Below are 19493 nucleotides of genomic sequence, written 5' to 3'. Positions count from 1 at the left end.
TCGGGGTTGTTCCGGACAACCCGGCGGGTTGTCCCCCGGGGTTCTGCTCGGTCTGCCCGGGCGAGACGCCGGCTTCTCCCGGAGCGGCCGAGGGAATCGAGGCGATCGAGGACGACCAGTAACCCACCTCGTCGGCGGCCTGCTGAACGGCCTCGTGCTCCTCGTCGAGAACGGCGCGCGCCTTGTCCAGCGCACGGTCCACGTCGTCGAGCGCGGCGTCGTCGGGACTGGGCGCGTGCAGTTCGGGCCGGGACAGCGGCGGCGCCGCCTCCTGGGCCCGGGAGGGGTCGTCCTCCCCCATACGGAGCCGCAACTCGGCCAGCTCGGCCTCCAGTTGCTGGATTCGGCGTGCCGCGTGGTCGGCGACCTGCTGGGCGAGGGCCCGCTCCCGTTCGGCGCGAACCAGCTGTTCGCGCAGGTCCGTCTCCTGCCGTTGTGCCCGGGAGAGGAGCTCCATCACCCCTTGGCCGTCGGGGAGTTCGACCGTCACCGACTCCAGCGCGTCGAGCCGTCGCCGCAGTTCGGCGACCTTCGCCTGGGCCTGTCCGAGCATGACGAACAGCAACGTGGCGATGGACAGGGCCTGCTGCCGCCCGTGTTCGCCGGCCTCGTAGGCCTGCCGGGCGCGCTGCATCTCCTGGAGGACCTCTATGGTGCGGTCCTTGGCCTCCAGTAACTCCCGGGCGGGCACCAGCTCCTGCGCCTCCGCGATCGCCGTGGGGTTGGTGCCCGCCCTGTCCCACAGCGTCCTCGCCTCCCCGAGGCGTCGCCGGGCGAGGTCGGCCGGTTCGTGGGGGAAACACACGTCGGCCACGGCCTCGACGAGATCCCACTCCAGCGACTCGCCGGCCAGCCGGTCACGCAACCGGCGTAACTCGGGCACGGCCCCGGCGACGAAGTGCTCGGGAGTGAGCCGTGCGTGCAACTCCTTTACCGACACCGCCGATTCGTCGAGCCAGGACCGCACCACCGCCACCAGCTGGTTGATCTCGACGCACGAGCCCCGGGCCGGTCCCCACGGCCGCCCCGCCCGCTTCCTCTCGCCGGCCACTCGTTCTCCCCCGTGGTTTGTTCGCCGGACAACCCCCTGTTGTCACCGGAGAAAACATCCAACCGTCCCACCTGCGGTTCCGCCCGGGGATCGTCGTAATTCCTCATCGACACGACACGACCCAGGCGGTGTCCTCATGAACCACACCTTCCCGGCGTTCCTGCTCCTCGCGCTGGCGGTGGCCTTCCTCTTCTCCGTCGTCGCCGCGGCGATCGCCTTCGCCCTCGCCCGCTGGGAGGGAGCCGCGGTGCCTACGGCCCTGTCCCGCTGCTGCATCGCCTTCGCCGCGAGTCTCACCCTGTGCCTGGCGGTCTTCGCGGCGCTGGACCGGACGTAGCGGAGGGGGAAAGGGGGCACGCGGAGAGGTACCAGCAGAGTCGAGCAAGGCCCCTGCCTGCGGTTTTTCTCCGCTGGAGGGGCCTTGTCGCCGTGGTGGGCCGTGATGGCTGCTTGGGCGTCCTGGTGTGGCACGTCGTCGGATTGCCGGGGGCGCTCAGATGCCGTACCGCAGCCGCAGCCGGTCCAAGGAGAGTCAGGCGCTCAGCGCCACGCACTCCGCTGCGACCCAAGCGTCACGGCCGTTCAGCCTGACGGTCTTCCAGTCGTTGGCCGTGCCGCCGCAAGCCGTGTACCTCTGCCCGGTCACGGAGCCTTCCCCGAGGCTTCCGCAGGGAAGCCGTGCACCCTTGGCGAGCGTTCCCACGACCGAGTACCGGGTTCCGGCTCCGCCGCGCAGGTTGAGGGTCGTTCCGGAGACGTTGTTGATGTGGCAGCTGGCCGCTGCAGCAGGAGCCACCTTGGTGGCCGCCGTCCCGGGGGCAGCGTTGACGGGGCCGGCTACGGCACCCATCGCGCTGAGAGCGGATATGGCAACGACCGTGGCTTTCAAGGGCAGACGCATGTTTTTCACCTTTCACTTGATCAAGTCATGATCAAAACCCACCCCCTCAGGAGCAGCAAGATCTTTTCTGGTCACCCGGCCGATGGGCCGGAGGCCGTTGTCGGCACCGAACCGGAGATCGCCCGCCCAACGCACTGGGCCTGCGCCGCGTCATGTTCGACATCGACCGCATCGACCGCATCGACCGCATCAATCGGATCGATCGGATCGATCGCATCGCCCACACCCGATCGCACCGATCGCACCGATCGCACCGACCGCCCCGACCGCACCATCGCCCGCCTGCGCGACCGCGGTGGCGAAGTCGTCGGCGAGATCGAGCAGTACGACAACGTCTTCCTGCTCTGCTGCCTCCGCGGCCCGGGCGGCATCAGCGTCGCCTGTCCGAACAGAGCGGCTGACGTTCCAGAGCCCGGGTGAAGGTGATGCGGACCTCGGGGACGACGACCAGGCCCTTGTCGGAGCGGGCAGGTCGGCGGACGCCTCGATATTCGGTGGCGGGCCCGCCCCACTGCGGCCACCATGCCCGCATGGTCTCAGGTGAGCACACCGGCGAAGCAATGACGCCCGCGGCAGCGGATACGACTCGGTGGACACGGGCGACCGTCTACCCCGACATGTGGGTCGACCCCGACGACGACCCCCGCGAGACCGACGCCCAGCCCGTCGGCGAACGCGGCGTCCTCCTCGACTGCCTGCGCGCCTACCGCCTTACCCTGGAGATGAAGTGCGCGGGCCTGGACGCCGAGCAGATGGCCCGGAGATCCGTCCCGCCGTCCACGATGTCCCTGCTCGGACTGGTGCGGCACCTGACCGAGGAGGAGCGGCACGTCCGCCGGGTGATGGCCGGCGAGGACGTGCCGAAGCTGTACCGCACGCCGGAGGACCGGGACGGCGACTTCAACGGGGCGATCGCCGACCCGGCGGTCGTGGAGGCCGCCTGGCGGCAGTGGCGTACCGAGGTCGAGCGCACCGACCGCTATCTGGCCGGTGTCACCGACCTCGGCACCGGCAACACCGGACACTCCGACTTCGGTCCCGAACCCGGCGGCCGGGTCCAGCTCCGCGACATCCTGGTCGCGCAGATCGCGGAGTACGCCCGGCACTGCGGCCACGCCGACCTCCTGCGCGAACGGATCGACGGCCGCGTCGGACAGTGAGCATCTCCGGCCGGACCTCTCGCCAGACGCTGCCGAAAGAACCTCGGCGGCGACAGTGAGCATCTCCGGCCGGACCTCTCGCCAGACGCTGCCGAAAGAACCTCGGCGGCGAGAGTGAGCATCTCCGGCCGGACCTCTCGCCGGATGCTGCCGAAAAACTTCGGCGGCGATGTCGAGAACCCGCGTCCGGCTCCGTCCCCGGGGTGAAAGCGGCCAAGATGGGCCGCACTGGCACCGAGGAGAACCACCATGGCGAAGTACCTGCTGCTCAAGCACTACCGAGGCGCCCCGTCACCGGTCAACGACGTGCCGATGGACCAGTGGACGCCGGAGGAGATCTCGGCCCACATCCAGTACATGAACGACTTCGCGGCGCGGCTGGAGAAGACCGGCGAGTTCGTCGACGGCCAGGCGCTCGCCCCGGAGGGCGCGTGGGTCCGGTACGACGGTGAGGGGCGCCCGCCGGTCACCGACGGGCCGTTCGCCGAGACCAAGGACCTCATCGCCGGCTGGATGATCATCGACGTCGACGGCTACGACCGTGCCGTCGAGCTGGCCGGGGAGCTGTCCGCCGCCCCCGGGGCGGGAGGCAAGCCGATCCACGAGTGGCTGGAGGTGCGCCCTTTCCTGACCGCTCCGCCCACCATTCCGGAGTGCTCCGTCCATGGATGAGGCACTGCTCCGCAGCCTCACTCCCACCGTCCTCACGATTCTCGTCCGCCGCGGAGCCGACTTCGCGGCGGCCGAGGACGCCGTGCAGGACGCGCTGATCGAGGCGTTGCGCGTCTGGCCGGCCGACCCTTCCCCAAGCTCTGGGCTTCGCTCGAGCCGGGGAGACCCCATTCGGGATCCGAAGGGCTGGCTGGTCACCGTGGCCTGGCGCAAGTTCCTCGACCAGGCGCGGGCGGACAGCGCCCGCCGCAGGCGTGAGGACCTCGTCGACGAGGAACCGGCGCCCGGCCCCACGTCCGACGTGGACGACACGCTCCAGCTGTACTTCCTGTGCGCCCACCCGTCGCTGACACCATCGTCCGCGGTCGCGCTCACCCTGCGCGCCGTCGGCGGGCTCACCACCCGCCAGATCGCCCAGGCCTACCTGGTGCCGGAGGCGACCATGGCGCAGCGCATCAGCCGCGCCAAGCGCACCGTCTCCGACGTGCGGTTCGACCAGCCCGGCGACGTCGCGACCGTGCTGCGCGTCCTCTACCTCGTCTTCAACGAGGGTTACTCCGGCGACCTCGACCTGGCCGCCGAGGCCATCCGGCTCACCCGGCAGCTCGCGGGAGTGATCGACCACCCCGAGGTGTCGGGGCTGCTCGCGCTCATGTTGCTCCACCATGCCCGGCGCGCCGGGCGTACCGCGCCCGACGGCGGTCTGGTGCCGCTCGCCGAGCAGGACCGCGGTCGGTGGGACACGCGCCTGATCGCCGAGGGCGTCCAGATCCTCCAGGCGGCACTCGCCCGCGACCGGCTGGGCGAGTTCCAGGCACAGGCCGCCATCGCGGCACTGCACGCCGACGCACCCACCGCCGAGGAGACCGACTGGGTGCAGATCGTGGAGTGGTACGACGAGCTCGTGCGCCTCACCGACAACCCGGTCGTCCGGCTCAACCGGGCGGTGGCCGTGGGCGAGGCCGACGGACCGCGCGCCGGTCTCGCGGCGCTCGCGGCGCTGGACGACTCGCTGCCCCGCTACACCGCGGTGGCGGCCTATCTCCACGAACGCGACGGCGACCCGGAAACCGCGGCCCGGCTGTACGCCGACGCGGCCCGCAAGGCCCCCAACCTCGCCGAACGCGACTACCTGACCCGCCAGGCGGCCCGCCTCAACGCAGGCCGGCGCCCCTGACGGGCCGCGTCCCGCGGCACCCGGCGGGCTGGGCTCGATGCCGGGGACCGCGGGCCGGGCAGGTCACCGCACCGTCAACGGCACGGGGTGCACCTCGTCCGCCTTGTGTCCGGCGCGCTCGTGAATGCGCTGGACCGCTTCGGCCGAGGGGGCCTCGGAGAGGCAGTAGACATGGCCGGACTCCGGATCCGCCCAGGCCATCTCGAAGTGGACCCGCTCGTCCTTCTCTATCGCGAGGTCCGCGTTGTGGGCTTCACGCAGCTGCTCTTCCGTGATGCCCTCCATGCCGCGATGGACATCCATGAACTTGGGCATGCCTCGCGCCTCCTTCCTTGCCTGCCTCTTCATGCTCCGCCCGTACGGCCATCCGGGCGACCCCAGGTCCCACGACCCGACGCAGAGGGGCCCCGGCGACACCGCCGGGGCCCCTCAAGTCCTGCGAGCGACAACGCGCCGGCGTCAGCCGCACTGGCAGGGGCTGCCCGACTGACACCCGCAGCCGCAGCCCGAGCCGCAGCCGCACGCGGCGATCAGGGGCAGGCTCCTGATCTCGGCGGGCTGCTCGGTCTCACGCTGCCGGGCGGGGTCGGGCGTGGTGCTGGGGGATTCGGCCATGGGTCCCTCCTCGAGACTGGTGCCTGTGCCCATTGGATGCCCGCCCGGCCGGGCGCATCAACGGCGCACTGAGGCGCCCCAGCGCCCCAGCCGGCTCCCGGCCCAGCTCCCGGTCGGCCCCCGGCCTCGCTCCCAGGCGGCCGCGGCTCGGTGCCCGAGCCCGCCCCCGGCCGGACCCGTCAGGCGCTCTCCGCCCCGGGGGCCGCCCGGCCTCGCTCCCAGGCGGCCGCGGCTCGGTGCCCGAGCCCGCCCCCGGCCGGACCCGTCAGGCGCTCTCCGCCCCGGGGGCCGCCTGGATCTCCGGCTGCACGTCCGCCTGGAGTTCGTCCGCGTGCTCGCCCGTCACCAGGTACACCACCCGCTTGGCGACCGACACCGCGTGGTCGGCGAACCGCTCGTAGTAACGGCCGAGCAGCGTGACGTCCACGGCCGTCTCGATGCCGTGCTTCCAGCGGTCGTCCATCAGGTGCTGGAAGAGCGTGCGGTGCAGCAGGTCCATCTCGTCGTCGTCCTGCTCCAGCTGGAGCGCCAGGTCGACGTCCTTGGTGATGATCACCTCGGCGGCCTTCGCCATCAGGCGCTGCGCGAGCTGGCCCATCTCCAGGATGGTGGCGTGCAGGTCGCTCGGGACCGCGTGGTCGGGGTAGCGCAGGCGCGCGAGCTTCGCCACGTGCTGGGCGAGATCGCCCGAGCGCTCCAGGTCGGCGGACATCCGCAGCGACGTGACGACGATCCGCAGGTCCGTCGCCACCGGCTGCTGCCGCGCCAGCAGGGCTATGGCCCGGGCCTCCAGTTCGTGCTGGAGCTCGTCGACCCGCTGGTCGGCCTCGATGACGTTCTCGGCCAGCTTCAGGTCGGAGTCGAGCATGGCGGTCGTGGCGCGCCCGATCGCCGACCCGACCAGCCGGGCCATCTCCACCAGACCGTCGCCGATCGAGTCCAGTTCCTCGTGGTACGCGTCCCGCATCAGGCTTTCCCTCTCGTGCGTCTCAGTCGGGGGTCCAAGGGCCGGGGCCCACCGGACAACCGGCGGTACGACCGTCGTACTACCAACGGTCCGAACCCCACGCTCCCACGTTCCGGCCCTTACGCGTCCGTTTCCGTCATCCCAAATGAACCAATACTGGCTCCAAGGTGAACTCTGGGCGACGAGTGTTCGAGCTCGCAGCCCGACGGCTGTGGAGGGTGCCCGAGCCATGCCTAACCTGGGTGCATGGACGTGAACGCGGCGGTCGCCGCAGTGGCTGCGATCGCCGGTGTGCTCACCGGCGTCATCGCCATGCTCGCGTTCCGCTGGAGTGAGCGCGAGCAGAAGCGCCCCACCCGTAGCTCCCTGCACACCGACGCGGTGCTCCCGCCGGGCGTGGACACGGTCCTGTCGGTCCTCCGGTCGTCCGCCGTCGTCCTCGACGAGGCGGACGCCGTGGTCAAGGCCAGCTCGGCGGCGTACGCCCTCGGCCTGGTCCGCGGCGGCAAGCTCGCCGTCGAGCCGATGCTGCAGATGGCCCGGGACACCCGGCGGGACGGCGAGATACGACAGGTCGAGCTGGACCTGCCACGGCGCGGCACCGGACGCGGAGAGGCCCTGGCCGTCTCCGCGCGGGTCGCGCCGCTCGGCTCCCGGCTGGTGTTGCTGCTGGTGGAGGACCTGACCGAGGCCCGCCGCATCGAAGCGGTCCGCCGCGACTTCGTCGCCAACGTGAGCCATGAGCTGAAGACGCCGGTCGGAGCCCTCTCGCTGCTCTCCGAGGCCGTGATGGACGCCTCCGACGACCCCGAGGCCGTCCAGCGGTTCGCCGGACGCATGCAGATCGAGGCCACCCGGCTCACCAGCCTGGTGCAGGAGCTCATCGACCTCTCACGCGTGCAGAACGACGACCCGCTGGAGGACGCCGAGCCGGTCCGCGTCGACGAGCTGGTCGCCGAGGCCATCGACCGCTGCCGGCACCAGGCCGGCGCCAAACAGATCACCATGGCCGCGGGGGGAACCGCCGACCTGCGCGTCTGGGGAAACCGCGGCCAGCTCGCCGCAGCGCTCGGCAACCTCGTCGAGAACGCCGTCAACTACTCACCCGCCCGCACCCGTGTCGGCATAGCGGCCCGCAGTGTGAACGCCCCCGGCGGGGACCACATCGAGATCGCCGTCACCGACCAGGGCATCGGCATCTCCGACAAGGACAAGGAGCGCATCTTCGAGCGCTTCTACCGCGTCGACCCGGCCCGCTCCCGTGCCACCGGCGGCACGGGACTGGGGCTGGCGATCGTGAAGCACGTGGCCGCCTCGCACGGCGGGGAGGTCACGGTGTGGAGCGCCGAGAACCAGGGCTCCACCTTCACCCTGCGGCTGCCGGAGGCCGGTGCGGCCCGCGGCGCACATCAGCATCCCGCCCGAGAGACACGCGCAGAAGGCGCGGGCCTCGACGAGGAGGCCGGGCGGTCCACCTCCACATCCCCCGAATCATCCGCGTACGAAACGCTTCCCGCCCCGGAGGTCCTTCCGTGACCCGTGTGCTCGTCGTCGAGGACGAGGAGTCCTTCTCCGACGCCCTGTCGTACATGCTCCGCAAAGAGGGCTTCGAGGTCGCCGTCGCGACCACCGGGCCCGACGGACTCGACGAGTTCGAGCGCAACGGCGCCGACCTCGTCCTGCTCGACCTGATGCTGCCCGGCCTGCCGGGCACCGAGGTGTGCCGCCAGCTGCGCGGCCGCTCCAACGTCCCCGTGATCATGGTGACCGCCAAGGACAGTGAGATCGACAAGGTCGTCGGGCTGGAGATAGGAGCCGACGACTACGTCACCAAGCCGTTCTCCTCGCGCGAGCTGGTCGCGCGCATCCGTGCCGTGCTGCGCCGCCGCGGCGAGCCCGAGGAGGTCACCCCGGCGGCCCTGGAGGCCGGTCCGGTCCGCATGGACGTCGACCGGCACGTGGTCACCGTCGGCGGTACCAAGATCGACCTGCCGCTCAAGGAGTTCGACCTGCTGGAGATGCTGCTGCGCAACGCCGGCCGCGTCCTGACCCGCATGCAGCTCATCGACCGCGTCTGGGGTGCCGACTACGTCGGTGACACCAAGACCCTCGACGTCCACGTCAAGCGCCTGCGCGCCAAGATCGAGCCGGACCCGGGCGCCCCGCGCTACCTGGTGACGGTCCGCGGTCTCGGCTACAAGTTCGAGCCGTAAGCCGGCCGCGTACGACGGCGACACGAAGGGCGGGGCCTCTCCCGGGAGAGGCCCCGCCCTTCGTGTCGCGTCTGCTCAGTGCCCGGCGCCGGCGCCGGTGCTCGCGGAGGCCGCGTCGGTCGGCGTGCCGGACGCCTCGTGGCCACCCGGCGTCTCACCGCCCGCGGGCGCGCCCGACTCACCCTCGGCGGGAGAACCGGACGGCGAGCCCGACGGCGAACCGGACGGGGACGACGAGGCGCCCGGCGCGGCCGGCACCTCGGTCGGGCCCCACTCCTTGAAGTAGTGCTCGGCGGGGACGACGAACGCGCGCAGGCTCACGGCACCCGTCTTGCTGAAGGTGAAGGTGACCTTCTGGGCGTTGCCGTCCTGCACGGCCTCACGGCTGCTCGGCAGCATCGCCGTGGCGTTGTCCTTGCCACCCAGGATCAGCGAACCGCCGGGCGGGATGCTGAGGCTGCCGCCCTTGGCGGGCTTGAGCTCGGCGGTCTTGCCGGTGCCGGGGAGGGTGATGGACTCCAGCGTCTCGGCAGTGCTGCCGGAGTTGAAGAGGGTCGCGGAGATCGCGGCGGGGCCGGTGGACTCGAGGTCGGGCTGCGTGATGACGATCGCGTTCTGGACCTTGATGTCGCCGACGCTCGTCGCCGCGTTGTCCGGCTTGATCTCCAGCGTCTGGGCGTCGTTGCCGGCGCCGCACGCGGCGAGCGAGGCGATCGAGAACGCGATGGCGGCCGCGGCGAGGGTGCCGCGTCGAAGGCTGCTGCTCACGGCGGCGGCAACTCCTTGACTCGAGCGGAGCGGCCGATAAAGCCGCTCTAAGTGTCTGTCAGCGGGCCTTAGGTTACCGAGCCGTCCTGGTCCGGCCGCACCCGACCCCCCGGCACCGTTGATCCCACCTGAGTCACACGTGACTCCCGCCTCACATTGGCGTGGTGTCCGTCCGGCATTCACATAAGAGACCCGGGCGGCACCGCAAATGTTCCGTGAAGGAATGCGCGGGCCGCCCGGAATTGATCACCGGCGGCCCGGCGGGGCACCGCGTGATCAATTTCGGATTCGACCGGAACCCGGCTCGGGCCGCCGAACGGAGTAGCGGAAGTCGATCATACGGAACCGGACATATGGGGATGTTCGTCCCTCTGGAGGGTGCTCCGGATGTGTGTAGCGTACGCGTTTCGCTCACCCCGGAGAGCCGCTCCCACCTGCGAATACCTTCTTCCACTCCCTGTCCGAAGCACGTTCCTGTTGGAGTTGTCAAGCCCCGAGATATGCCCTGACCTGCGAAAACGCCATTCAGAACCCGCAGTTTCCGTGTTACTCTGGATAGCCACGGAAGGGGTACCTGTCACATGACGTTCAAGGTTGGCGACACCGTGGTCTATCCCCATCACGGGGCCGCGCTGATCGAGGCTATCGAAACTCGCCAGATCAAAGGCGTGGACAAGACCTACTTGGTGCTGAAGGTCGCCCAGGGCGACCTGACGGTACGTGTGCCAGCGGACAATGCGGAGTTCGTCGGCGTGCGTGATGTGGTCGGTCAGGATGGACTGGACCGGGTCTTCGAGGTACTGCGTGCACCGTACGCCGAGGAGCCCACGAACTGGTCCCGTCGATACAAGGCAAACCTGGAGAAGCTCGCCTCGGGCGATGTCATCAAGGTCGCGGAAGTCGTGCGTGACCTGTGGCGTCGTGAGCGTGAGCGCGGTCTCTCCGCCGGTGAGAAGCGCATGCTCGCCAAGGCCCGCCAGATTCTGGTGAGCGAGCTCGCCCTCGCGGAGAACACCAACGAGGACAAGGCCGAGGCTCTGCTCGACGAGGTTCTCGCCTCCTGAGGCGAAACCCGTCGCTCAGCGCTCTGCGCCGATCGAAGCTGCTGATCAAGGCTGCTGGTCGAAGCTGATCAAGCGCGCGCCTGCACATCGAAATGCCGCGGTGCCCGATGACGAATTCCTGTCGCCGGGCGCTGCGGCATGTTCGTACTCAGGCGCCGATGCGCCGTGACCCCGGGATGTGTTATCACTCACGCCCCGGTGTTCGGTGCCGGGCCCGGGCAGCCGGCTCGACCAGCGTCACGGAAGGGTCCGGTCGAGCGTGTCGCGCCCGGCACTCCTCCAGGCCATACCCACGCCAGGCCAGCACACAAACCTGACAGGAACCGATGTCTGACGATTCGCGTCCCTCGCCGTCCGCCGGCCCCTCCGCGGCCCGAACGGCGGCCGTGATCCCGGCCGCCGGCCGTGGTGTCCGGCTGGGCCCGGGCGCCCCCAAGGCGCTCCGTGCGCTCGGCGGCACCCCCATGCTGATCCACGCGGTCCGCGCGATGGCCGCCTCCCGCGCCGTCTCCCTGGTCGTCGTCGTGGCACCGCCCGACGGCGCCGCCGAGGTCAAGTCGCTGCTCGACGCGCACGCCCTGCCCGAGCGGACGGACTTCCTCGTCGTCCCGGGCGGGCGGACCCGCCAGGAGTCCGTGAGGCTCGGCCTCGACGCGCTGCCGCCCGGCCACGACATCGTGCTGGTCCACGACGCTGCCCGGCCGCTGGTGCCGGTGGACACGGTCGACGCCGTGATCGAGGCCGTACGGGACGGCGCCCCGGCCGTGGTCCCGGCACTGCCGCTCGCCGACACCGTCAAGCAGGTCGAACCTGCCGCCACCCCGGGCGAGCCGGAGCCGGTCGTCGCCACGCCGGAGCGCGCCCTGCTGCGCGCGGTGCAGACCCCGCAGGGCTTCGACCGGGCCACGCTGATCCGGGCGCACGGGACGGTGACCGGCGAGGTCACCGACGACGCCGGCATGGTCGAGCAGCTCGGCCTCACGGTCGTGGCCGTCCCCGGCCACGAGGAGGCCTTCAAGGTCACCCGCCCCCTGGACCTGATCCTCGCGGAGGCGGTCCTGGCCCGCAGGAGGCTCAACGATGGCTACTGACCAGCCTGTTCTGCCCCAGGTGGGCATCGGCACCGACATCCACGCCTTCGAGGAGGGCCGTGAGCTGTGGTGCGCGGGCCTGAAGTGGGAGGACGCGGGCCCGGGCCTGGCCGGCCACTCCGACGCGGACGTCGTCGCCCACGCCGCCTGCAACGCCCTCTTCTCCGCCGCCGGCCTCGGCGACCTCGGGCAGCACTTCGGCACGGGCCGCCCCGAGTGGTCGGGCGCCTCCGGGGTCACCCTCCTGACGGAGGCCGCGCGCATCGTGCGCGAGGCGGGCTTCCGGATCGGCAACATCGCCGTACAGGTGGTGGGCCCCCGCCCGAAGATCGGCAAGCGCCGGGACGAGGCCCAGAAGCTCCTGTCGGAGGCGGCCGGAGCCCCGGTGTCGGTCTCGGGCGCGACGACGGACGGGCTGGGCTTCCCCGGCCGGGAGGAAGGGCTGATGGCCGTGGCCACGGCCCTGGTCGTACGCGCCGGCTGAGGGGCGAGCGCTCGGGGTGTTCCCGTTGCCAATGTCACGAATGTCGACCCCCCGAGGTGAAGTACCTGAGGCACCCCCCGGGGCCCACTACCCTGGAGGGGTGACTATTCGCCTGTACGACACCAGCGCCCGGCAGATCCGTGACTTCTCCCCGCTCCAGCCGGGTTGCGTCTCGATCTACCTGTGTGGTGCCACCGTGCAGGCCGCCCCGCACATCGGGCACATCCGCTCCGGGCTGAACTTCGACATCATGCGCCGCTGGTTCGAGTACCGCGGCTACGACGTCACGTTCGTGCGGAACGTGACGGACATCGACGACAAGATCATCGCCAAGTCGGCCGACCAGAACCGCCCCTGGTGGGCCATCGGCTACGAGAACGAGCGCGCCTTCAACGACGGCTACACCGTGCTCGGTTGCCTGCCGCCCACCTACGAGCCGCGGGCCACCGGCCACATCACCGAGATGGTCGAGATGATGCGCGGCCTCATCGAGCGCGGGCACGCCTACGAGGCCGACGGCAGCGTCTACTTCGACGTCCGCTCCTGGCCCTCCTACCTGGAGCTGTCCCGGCAGGACCTCGACGAGATGCGGCAGCCCGCCGAGGAGGGCATCACCGGCAAGCGCGACCCGCGCGACTTCGCCATGTGGAAGGCCACCAAGCCCGGCGAGCCCGACTGGGAGACGCCGTGGGGCCGCGGCCGGCCCGGCTGGCACCTGGAGTGCTCGGCGATGGCGCACAAGTACCTCGGGGCCGCCTTCGACATCCACGGCGGCGGCCTGGACCTGGTCTTCCCGCACCACGAGAACGAGATCGCCCAGGCCAAGGCCTACGGCGACGAGTTCGCCCGGTACTGGGTGCACAACGCCTGGGTCACCATGAGCGGCGAGAAGATGTCCAAGTCGCTCGGCAACTCCGTCCTGGTCAGCGAGATGGTCAAGCGCTGGCGGCCCATCGTGCTGCGCTACTACCTCGGCACCCCGCACTACCGCTCGATGATCGAGTACAGCGAGGAGGCGCTGCGCGAGGCCGAGTCGGCTTTCGCGCGGATCGAGGGCTTCGTGCAGCGCGTGGTGGAGAAGGCCGGGGTCGTCGAGCCCGCCGCCGAGGTGCCGCTCGCCTTCGCCGAGGCGATGGACGACGACCTTGGCGTGCCGCAGGCGCTTGCCGTGGTGCACACCACCGTCCGGCAGGGCAACAGCGCGCTGGCCGCCGACGACAAGGAAGCCGCCGTGGCCCGGCTCGCCGAGGTCCGCGCGATGCTCGGCGTGCTCGGCCTCGACCCGCTGGACCCCCAGTGGGCCGGGGAGGGCGACCGCGGCGACGACCTGCACGGCGTGGTCGACACGCTGGTCCGCATGGTGCTGGACCAGCGCGAGGCCGCCCGGGCCCGCAAGGACTGGCCCACCGCGGACGCCATCCGCGACCAGCTCGGCCAGTCCGGTCTGGTCATCGAGGACAGTCCGCAGGGCCCGCGCTGGAGCCTCGGCCCGCGCTAGCTCCGGCCGCGGCCGGAAGATCGATTGTGCCGCCCGGGCCTCCGGGCGGCACACTTCATAGACGTACGCACTTCACCGCCTCACGGCGACAGCAGAGACAGGTAGGTCATGGCAGCCAACAACCGCCGCATGTCCGGCAAGAAGGGCGCGCAGGTCGGCAGTGGCGGCCAGCGACGCCGGGGCCTCGAGGGCAAGGGCCCGACCCCGCCCGCCGAGATGCGCAAGGGTCACAAGAAGAACCGCGTCGCCAACGCCAAGGCGAAGCAGGCCGTACGCCGGCCCACCGTGCGCGGCCGCGGCGGCAAGGGCACGTCCGAGCTGGTCGTCGGACGCAACCCGGTCCTGGAGGCGCTGCGCGAGGGCGTCCCGGCCTCGACCCTCTACGTCCAGCAGTTCATCGACAACGACGAGCGGGTGCGCGAGGCCCTCCAGGTCGCCGCCGAGCGCGGCGGCATCAACCTCATGGAGGCCCCGCGTCCCGAGCTGGACCGGATGACCAACGGCCTCAACCACCAGGGCCTGGTGCTGCAGGTCCCGCCGTACGAGTACGCGCACCCCGAGGACCTGGTGGCCGCCGCCCACGACGACGGTGTGGACCCGCTGATCGTCGCGCTGGACGGCGTCACCGACCCGCGCAACCTCGGCGCGGTCGTCCGCTCCGTCTCCGCCTTCGGCGGTCACGGTGTCGTCGTCCCCGAACGCCGCGCGGCCGGCATGACGGCCGGTGCCTGGAAGACGTCCGCCGGTACGGCGGCCCGCACCCCGGTCGCCCGCGCCACCAACCTGACGCGGGCCCTGGAGGCGTACAAGAAGGCCGGCATCGCGGTCGTCGGCCTGGCCGCCGACGGCGAGTCGGAGATCGGTGAGCTGGGGGCGCTGGACGGCCCCGTCGTCATCGTCGTCGGCAGCGAGGGCAAGGGGCTGTCCCGGCTGGTCGGGGAGACCTGCGACTTCCGCGTGCGGATCCCGATGCCGGGTGGTGCCGAGTCGCTCAACGCCGGTGTGGCGGCGGGGATCGTGCTCTACGAGGCGGCCCGCCGACGTCGCTGAACAGGCATCCGGAATTTCACCCGTACGGGGTAATTCTGGTGTCGTCGGGGCGATGAGGACAAGCTTGACGGGGTCCGGACAGATCCGGCGGGTCAAAGCAGTGTCCTAACGCGACGTCACTCGGTTAGATGAGTGTGGACACCAGAACACCCCGCACACCCACGGGGGACCGCTCGTCGGGACTCGACGACGCTCCCGCGCTGAGCATGGTGAAGGTGCCGAGCGACCCGGCGCAGGTCATCGTCAATCACGCGAGTTTCCGCGTGCAGTTGGGCGTCTCGACGCGTCGCGTCCAGTCCCCCCGGGTCGCACGGCATCTGACCACCACCGAGGACACCGCCCGCATCCCCCAGGTGAGGGGCGGGGCGGACGGGGCCACCGCCCGCCGTCGGCCCGTCGTCTGGAGCGGCAGATCCGCCCCCGACGACACCGGTGCGCACCGGCTCCTGCAGGCCGTACGGCACGAGAGCGTCCGCCACGCCGACGAGCCCGCCTCCGACGCCGGAGCCACCCAGGTCATCTCCCGCGTGGGCCCGGGCTACGACGGCCCCGGATACCAGGGCGCGGGCTACGGCGGCGACGGCTACGAGGGCGATCTCGCCCAGACCGTGGAGACGCCGGTCGTCGGCCCGCAGCGCACCCACGGGCCCGCCGACGGCACCCGGCTGCTGCCGCCCATGCGCACGGTCGGCAGCGCCTACGACGAACCCGGTTACGAGGACGGCGAGTTCGAGGAGTCCGGCACCGAAGCGGACGACATCGGGCGCCGGGCCAAGCGGCACGGCGACGACCCGGCCCGGCACGCCTACTACCCCGGGCGCCGGATGAACCTCGGTGTCGTCCTGCTCCCGCTGCGCGTCTTCCTCGGCTTCATCTCCATCTACGCCGGCATGGGCAAGCTGTGCGATCCCGTCTACTTCGAAGGCGGCAAGCGCGGCTCCATGGTCAAGTGGCTCAACACCCTGCATCCGTGGGAAGTCGCCGAGCCGCTGCGCCAGTTCGCCCTCGAGCACCCGGTCGGCGCAGGCCTGGTCATCGCCTTCGCGCAGGTCATCGTCGGCGTCCTGACGGTGCTGGGCTGCTGGCAGCGCGTCGCCGCCTGCCTGGGCGCCCTGCTGTCGGCCGCGCTGCTGGTCACGGTCAGCTGGAAGAGCGTCCCCGCCTACCAGACCCCCGACATCATCTACCTCGCCGCCTGGTCGCCGCTGATCATCGCCGGCGCCCCTGTCTACTCCGTCGACGGCCGCCTGGCCGGCAGTGCCTGGCGCCGTCTCGGCCCCCGCGCCGACATCTGGGACCTGCGCCGCTACGTGCTGCGGCGCGGCGCCCTCGTCACCGCCCTCGCCACCGGCGCCACCCTGCTCGTCGGCTCGCTGCTCGGCGGCGCCGTCCGTGACGCCGACCGGGTCGTCGTCCCGGGCCCGGGCGAGGCCCCGCGCAACGAGCTGCCCGGCTCCCCGCTCCCGGGCGAGCCCGGCAAGCGCAAGGAGAAGCAGACCCCGTCGGCCTCCTCCTCGCCGACCCAGGGCGCCACGGCCGGCTCGGCGAGCCCCAGCGCGGGCACCACGACCCGGCCCGGTGCCACCCGCGACACCGGCACCGTCACCGGCGGTTCCCCCAGCCAGACCCAGGGCACCGCGGGCCAGGCACCGCCCCAGCAGCCCACCCCGGAGAACCAGGCGCCGAGCACCACGACCGGCCCCACCTCCGGCGGCGCGACGACGGGCGGCTCGGGTTCGACCGGCGGCTCAGACACCGGAGGCTCCTCCTCCACGGGCCGCCCGGGCTTGGTGGGCGGACTGCTGGGCTAGCAGCCGACCCGAGGCGACAGAAGGCCCCGCACCTGCCGGTGCGGGGCCTTCACGCGCAGGGGCCAACGGACTTCAGGGGCGCGGGGATCCGCGCGACAAGTCCCGAGAAGCCGTCAGCCGGCCACCGGGAGCGACCAGCCGAGCTCTCGGCGCCCCGACGCCGCCGGCTCCTTGAGGAGAACCGTCGGGTTCCTCGCCGGCCGGTGCGACCGGCGGAGCCTCAGCGCCCCAGCGCCGCCAGCTCCTTCGCCGCCTCCGTCAGATCCTTCGCCGTGTCGATGGCCCGCCAGTACGACCCCTGGGGGATCGTGAACCCGGCCAGTCGCCGCTCACGGGCCAGATGAGGGAACGTCGTCCGCTCGTGGTCCCCCCGGTGCGGCAACAGCCCGGCGAACTCGGGGGAGAAGACGTACACGCCGGCGTTGATCTCGAAGGTCGACGGCGGTGCCTCGATGAAGTCGGTGATGCGCCCGAAGCCGTCGGTCTGCACCGCGCCCCACGGCAGCCGGGGCCGCGCCAGCGCCAGGGTCGCGACGGCGTCCCGCTCGGCGTGGAAATCGGCCATGTCCCGCAGCGAGAACCGCGTCCAGATGTCGCCGTTCGTCGCGTACCAGGGCTGGTCGGGATGAGGAAGGTGCGCCGCGGCGTACTTGAGGCCGCCGCCGCGCCCCAGCGGCTCCGGCTCGACGACCGTCGTGACGGAGACGGGCAACTCGGCGGTCTCCAGCCACTTCTGCAGCACCTCGGCGAGGTGGCCGCAGGAGACAACGACGTCCGTCACACCCTCGTCGGCGAGCCAGGACAGCTGATGGCCGATGATCGGCTTCCCCGTCCCGGGGATCTCGACCATCGGCTTGGGCCGGTCGTCGGTGTACGGACGCAGCCGGGAGCCCTGGCCACCGGCCAGAACGACGGCTTGAACGGGGCGGGACGCGGCGCTCGGATCGCTCATGGGAACGAACTGTACGTGGCGTCCCGCCCGGGATTGCGGCCGACGATCGTTCCGGCGTCGGCCGTCAGGGACTTCCTACCCGGTGGCAGGGCGGTGTGCTCAGCGGTGCGCGGCGGCGACGCCGGTGGCGAAGGCGGTGTCGCAGACCGGGCGCGCGTAGGACTGGGCGCGGGTCGGGCCGTAGACCGCGACGGCGGCCTGGCCGAGGGCGCGGGCGATGGACGCGCAGTGCTTCGCCAGCGACGGGCGGCCGTTGACGGCCTGCTGGAGGTGGCTGAGGGCGACGCCCGGGTCCTCCTCCTGCAGTTCGGTCAGCAGCTTGTCGCGCAGGACCTCCTGAGGCGCGCGCTTGGCCGCCTGCGGGGTGCCCACGGAGGTGTCCGCGGCGGTGAGCACCGGGTCGGTGGGGTTCCCCGACCAGTTGACTCGGGTGACCGCGAGGGTCCCGGAGAGCACCAGGACGACGGGCAGGACGAAAGCGAGGGTGCGGCCGATACGGCGGGCGGGGCCCCGGCCGCGTCGCGTCTGTTGGTTCATGGAGTGCTTCACGCGTGTGAGGGTAGCGCCCAGTAATGGTTTGTAGACATTTAGTCACCGGTTCGGGGGATGAGAAAGGACCACTTTCCGGGTAGGGCGTTGACGCACAGCGCTCGAAACGTCCGGTCTGCCGGGGTATTTGTCGACAACGAGAAGGGCCCCGCGGCAGGCCGCGGGGCCCTCTTCGTCAACCTGGGTGATTCACCCGGGGTTGTGCGTTCGCTGGTTGATCAGTCGGACAGGCGCGCACCGGTCGACGTCGAGAACACGTGGGTCTCGCCGGAGCGGGGCACGACGTGCAGCTGGCTGCCCTTCTCCGGGACGTCACGGCCGCTGACGCGGACGACGAGGTCCTTGGATTCGTCGCCGACCTTGGCGGTGCCGTAGACGTACGCGTCGGCGCCGAGCTCCTCGACGACGTTCACCGTGACCGCGAGGCCCAGCTCGGCGTCCGCGCCGGCCACCTCGAAGTGCTCGGGGCGGACGCCGACGGTGACGGTCTTGTCGGTGGCGGCGGCGATCGCGTCGCGCTGCACCGGCACGACGGACTTGCCGAACTTCACGCCGCCGTCGGTGATCGGCACCTCGACGAGGTTCATCGCCGGGGAGCCGATGAACCCGGCCACGAAGAGGTTGGCGGGCTTGTCGTACATGTTGCGCGGGGTGTCGATCTGCTGGAGCAGACCGTCCTTGAGGACCGCCACACGGTCGCCCATCGTCATGGCCTCGACCTGGTCGTGGGTGACGTAGACGGTGGTGATGCCCAGGCGGCGCTGGAGCGAGGCGATCTGCGTACGCGTGGAGACGCGGAGCTTGGCGTCCAGGTTGGACAGCGGCTCGTCCATGAGGAAGACCTGCGGCTCACGCACGATGGCGCGGCCCATGGCGACACGCTGGCGCTGACCGCCGGAGAGGGCCTTCGGCTTGCGGTCCAGGTACTCGGTGAGGTCGAGGATCTTCGCGGCCTCTTCGACCTTCTGCCTGATCTCCGCCTTGTTGACGCCGGCGATCTTGAGCGCGAAGCCCATGTTGTCGGCGACGGTCATGTGCGGGTAGAGCGCGTAGTTCTGGAACACCATGGCGATGTCCCGGTCCTTGGGCGGCAGGTGCGTGACGTCGCGGTCGCCGATGCGGATGGCGCCGCCGTTGACGTCCTCGAGCCCCGCGAGCATGCGGAGCGAGGTGGACTTGCCGCAGCCGGAGGGGCCGACGAGGACGAGGAACTCGCCGTCCTCGATGTCGATCTCCAGCGCGTCGACGGCGGGCTTGGTGGAACCCGGGTAGATCCGGGTCGCCTTGTCGAACGAGACAGTGGCCATGGTGAATGAACCCCTTCTACCGGCAGGAACGTGCCGGACGATCCGAGTAGGAAGGCGGTGCCACGACGGTGATTGCCGTTGTGGTGTAGTCCACGCGTGTGAACTGGCTCAGGACGGTACCTGGCGTTCACACGTCTGTCAGTAGTTCCGGGCCTGTGAACTT

The 19493-nt window shown here is 71.1% G+C and carries 21 protein-coding genes; 13 read left to right on the top strand and 8 right to left on the bottom strand.

Annotated features, from left to right (window positions below; genetic code table 11):
- Positions 1 to 1187 precede the first annotated feature (1187 nt).
- Complete coding sequence (locus tag ACZ7EG_RS16820) at positions 1188 to 1388, top strand: hypothetical protein (protein WP_471078457.1); 201 nt, start codon at positions 1188 to 1190, stop codon at positions 1386 to 1388.
- 195 nt (positions 1389 to 1583) lie between these two features.
- Here ACZ7EG_RS16820 and ACZ7EG_RS16815 read toward each other — a convergent pair whose 3' ends face one another.
- The gene (locus ACZ7EG_RS16815; RefSeq protein WP_471078454.1) at positions 1584 to 1952 is read right to left on the bottom strand and encodes an SH3 domain-containing protein; all 369 of its coding nucleotides are present in this window, start codon (positions 1950 to 1952) and stop codon (positions 1584 to 1586) included.
- 27 nt (positions 1953 to 1979) lie between these two features.
- Here ACZ7EG_RS16815 and ACZ7EG_RS16810 point away from each other — a divergent pair, with 27 nt between their 5' ends.
- From ACZ7EG_RS16810 to ACZ7EG_RS16795, 4 genes are all read left to right on the top strand, one after another.
- Entirely contained in the window at positions 1980 to 2372 is a 393-nt protein-coding gene (locus ACZ7EG_RS16810) for a hypothetical protein (RefSeq protein ID WP_471078451.1), read from the top strand.
- Positions 2373 to 2482: 110 nt separating this feature from the next.
- Entirely contained in the window at positions 2483 to 3112 is a 630-nt protein-coding gene (locus tag ACZ7EG_RS16805; protein ID WP_471078448.1) for a DinB family protein, read from the top strand.
- Between the two features lie 249 nt (positions 3113 to 3361).
- On the top strand, positions 3362 to 3784 hold the full coding sequence (locus ACZ7EG_RS16800) for a YciI family protein (protein ID WP_053670840.1): 423 nt from the start codon (positions 3362 to 3364) through the stop codon (positions 3782 to 3784).
- The gene (locus ACZ7EG_RS16795) at positions 3777 to 4961 is read left to right on the top strand and encodes an RNA polymerase sigma factor (RefSeq protein ID WP_471078445.1); all 1185 of its coding nucleotides are present in this window, start codon (positions 3777 to 3779) and stop codon (positions 4959 to 4961) included. Before ACZ7EG_RS16800 ends, ACZ7EG_RS16795 begins: the two co-directional genes overlap by 8 nt.
- A 63-nt stretch (positions 4962 to 5024) precedes the next feature.
- Here the strand turns inward: ACZ7EG_RS16795 and ACZ7EG_RS16790 are convergent, their stop codons facing one another.
- The 3 genes from ACZ7EG_RS16790 to phoU form a co-directional block, all read right to left on the bottom strand.
- Entirely contained in the window at positions 5025 to 5276 is a 252-nt protein-coding gene (locus ACZ7EG_RS16790) for an SCO4226 family nickel-binding protein (protein WP_361876899.1), read from the bottom strand.
- Positions 5277 to 5420: 144 nt separating this feature from the next.
- A complete protein-coding gene (locus tag ACZ7EG_RS16785) occupies positions 5421 to 5576 on the bottom strand; it encodes a hypothetical protein (RefSeq protein WP_167345925.1) in 156 nt (51 codons plus the stop codon).
- A 265-nt stretch (positions 5577 to 5841) separates the two neighbouring features.
- Positions 5842 to 6543, bottom strand: a complete 702-nt coding sequence (phoU, locus tag ACZ7EG_RS16780; protein WP_471078441.1) for a phosphate signaling complex protein PhoU — start codon at positions 6541 to 6543, stop codon at positions 5842 to 5844.
- A gap of 246 nt (positions 6544 to 6789) precedes the next feature.
- Between phoU and phoR the strand changes: the two genes are divergently transcribed.
- Together phoR and phoP are read left to right on the top strand one after the other, a co-directional pair.
- Complete coding sequence (phoR, locus tag ACZ7EG_RS16775) at positions 6790 to 8079, top strand: two-component system sensor histidine kinase PhoR (RefSeq protein ID WP_471078438.1); 1290 nt, start codon at positions 6790 to 6792, stop codon at positions 8077 to 8079.
- A 5-nt stretch (positions 8080 to 8084) separates the two neighbouring features.
- Positions 8085 to 8756, top strand: a complete 672-nt coding sequence (phoP, locus tag ACZ7EG_RS16770) for a two-component system response regulator PhoP (RefSeq protein ID WP_020271862.1) — start codon at positions 8085 to 8087, stop codon at positions 8754 to 8756.
- Between the two features lie 75 nt (positions 8757 to 8831).
- Here phoP and ACZ7EG_RS16765 read toward each other — a convergent pair whose 3' ends face one another.
- Positions 8832 to 9524 carry a copper chaperone PCu(A)C domain-containing protein gene (locus ACZ7EG_RS16765; RefSeq protein WP_471078435.1) on the bottom strand — a complete coding sequence of 231 codons (693 nt, stop codon included), beginning with the start codon at positions 9522 to 9524 and terminating at the stop codon, positions 8832 to 8834.
- A 581-nt stretch (positions 9525 to 10105) separates the two neighbouring features.
- Between ACZ7EG_RS16765 and ACZ7EG_RS16760 the strand changes: the two genes are divergently transcribed.
- The 6 genes from ACZ7EG_RS16760 to ACZ7EG_RS16735 all read left to right on the top strand — a co-directional run bounded on the left by ACZ7EG_RS16760 (position 10106) and on the right by ACZ7EG_RS16735 (position 16522).
- Positions 10106 to 10588: a CarD family transcriptional regulator gene (locus ACZ7EG_RS16760; RefSeq protein ID WP_003953493.1), complete on the top strand. Its 483-nt coding sequence runs from the start codon at positions 10106 to 10108 to the stop codon at positions 10586 to 10588.
- 326 nt (positions 10589 to 10914) lie between these two features.
- On the top strand, positions 10915 to 11679 hold the full coding sequence (gene ispD / locus ACZ7EG_RS16755; protein ID WP_471078432.1) for a 2-C-methyl-D-erythritol 4-phosphate cytidylyltransferase: 765 nt from the start codon (positions 10915 to 10917) through the stop codon (positions 11677 to 11679).
- Positions 11669 to 12163, top strand: a complete 495-nt coding sequence (gene ispF / locus ACZ7EG_RS16750; protein ID WP_389977145.1) for a 2-C-methyl-D-erythritol 2,4-cyclodiphosphate synthase — start codon at positions 11669 to 11671, stop codon at positions 12161 to 12163. Before ispD ends, ispF begins: the two co-directional genes overlap by 11 nt.
- Before the next feature lie 100 nt (positions 12164 to 12263).
- On the top strand, positions 12264 to 13661 hold the full coding sequence (cysS, locus tag ACZ7EG_RS16745) for a cysteine--tRNA ligase (RefSeq protein WP_471078427.1): 1398 nt from the start codon (positions 12264 to 12266) through the stop codon (positions 13659 to 13661).
- A gap of 108 nt (positions 13662 to 13769) precedes the next feature.
- Entirely contained in the window at positions 13770 to 14711 is a 942-nt protein-coding gene (rlmB, locus tag ACZ7EG_RS16740; protein WP_471078424.1) for a 23S rRNA (guanosine(2251)-2'-O)-methyltransferase RlmB, read from the top strand.
- A 128-nt stretch (positions 14712 to 14839) separates the two neighbouring features.
- Positions 14840 to 16522, top strand: coding sequence for a DoxX family protein (locus ACZ7EG_RS16735; RefSeq protein WP_471078421.1), 1683 nt, complete (start codon positions 14840 to 14842; stop codon positions 16520 to 16522).
- A gap of 220 nt (positions 16523 to 16742) precedes the next feature.
- On the opposite strand, the gene ACZ7EG_RS16730 is transcribed toward ACZ7EG_RS16735, so the two are convergent.
- From ACZ7EG_RS16730 to ACZ7EG_RS16720, 3 genes are all read right to left on the bottom strand, one after another.
- Positions 16743 to 17474, bottom strand: a complete 732-nt coding sequence (locus tag ACZ7EG_RS16730; protein WP_471078418.1) for a nucleotidyltransferase family protein — start codon at positions 17472 to 17474, stop codon at positions 16743 to 16745.
- A 99-nt stretch (positions 17475 to 17573) separates the two neighbouring features.
- A complete protein-coding gene (locus tag ACZ7EG_RS16725) occupies positions 17574 to 18023 on the bottom strand; it encodes a hypothetical protein (RefSeq protein WP_471078415.1) in 450 nt (149 codons plus the stop codon).
- A gap of 218 nt (positions 18024 to 18241) precedes the next feature.
- Positions 18242 to 19330: an ABC transporter ATP-binding protein gene (locus tag ACZ7EG_RS16720; protein WP_344466332.1), complete on the bottom strand. Its 1089-nt coding sequence runs from the start codon at positions 19328 to 19330 to the stop codon at positions 18242 to 18244.
- Between the last annotated feature and the right edge of the window lie 163 nt (positions 19331 to 19493).

It is taken from the genome of Streptomyces sp. NPDC037100, from assembly GCF_055606225.1.
The sequence above is the reverse complement of the archived record's forward strand: the minus strand, read 5'-3'. Positions and strand labels throughout refer to the sequence as shown.